Source organism: Streptomyces sp. AcH 505 (assembly GCF_000818175.1).
Lineage (GTDB): Bacteria > Actinomycetota > Actinomycetes > Streptomycetales > Streptomycetaceae > Streptomyces.
Window position 1 is genome coordinate 6,765,892 of record NZ_JTIY01000001.1, and the last position, 853, is coordinate 6,766,744.

The 853-nt window shown below is 70.1% G+C and carries 2 protein-coding genes; both read right to left on the reverse strand.

Going from position 1 to position 853, the window contains the following annotated elements; translation table 11 throughout:
• Positions 1–12: 12 nt before the first annotated feature.
• Positions 13–438, reverse strand: coding sequence for an SRPBCC family protein (locus HY68_RS29690; protein WP_041994684.1), 426 nt, complete (start codon positions 436–438; stop codon positions 13–15).
• Positions 439–543: 105 nt separating this feature from the next.
• On the reverse strand, positions 544–853 hold a 310-nt coding region (locus HY68_RS29695; protein ID WP_041994687.1), incomplete at its 5' end, for a peptidoglycan-binding domain-containing protein.

Below are 853 nucleotides of genomic sequence, written 5' to 3' on the forward strand. Positions count from 1 at the left end.
CGGGCCGGCCGCTCAGCCGCCCGCCGTGACCTCGGCCAGCTTCTGGAACTCGCCCAGGTCGTAGTTGGCCAGCGTGGAGTCGAGATTGGTCAGGGCGCCAAGACGCTCGACGAAGCCCTTCGGGTCGTACTCGATCTGGAGTGTGACCCGGCTCGTCGAATCGGTGACGTGGTGGAAGGTGACGACCCCCGCGTGATGGACGCCTTCCGTGGTGCGCCAGGCGATCCGGTCCTCCGGCACGACCTCGGTGAGTTCGGCGACGAACGCCTTGTCGGCGCCGGGCAGCGAGAGCTGCCAGGCGAAGCGGCGGTCGTCGATGCGCTCGACGTGCCGTACATGACTGAGGAATTCCGGCCAGCGCGTGACGTCGCTCCACAGCTTCCAGCTCACCGCCACCGGCGCCTCGATGTCTACGGACTCAAGCAGCGACGACGACATGGTGGTGTCCTTTCCTCGGTGATGTGCCTGCCTTCCGGCGGCTACCCGCTGACCGGTCGGCTATCCGCTGACCGGTCAGCTGTCCGTCACCCAGGAGGGAGCAGCTCAGGGCTCCTTGGTACGGGACTCCAGATCCGCCCGGGTGGCGGCCCCGTAGACACCTGACGGGTCGCCGGTGATGTGGTGGCTGTCCTGGTAGCGGGCCACCGCGCGCTCCACGCCCGCGTCGTACGTGCCGTCGGGCATGCCGACGTACTGGAGCAGGAGCTGGCCCATCCGCTTCTGCAGTTCGACGACCTCGGGTCCGGTGTCGCCCTCGCGCAGGACGGGGGGCCCCGAGGGGGACGTGCTCTGGGAGGGACCGGCGGGGCGCGGTCCGCCGTCGTCGGCCGATGCCGAGGAGCCGGCGGCGGCG

What these genes read in the sequence shown, in the direction of transcription:
- HY68_RS29690 (WP_041994684.1), bottom strand. Translation starts at nt 438, where the DNA reads ATGTCGTCGTCGCTGCTTGAGTCCGTAGACATCGAGGCGCCGGTGGCG.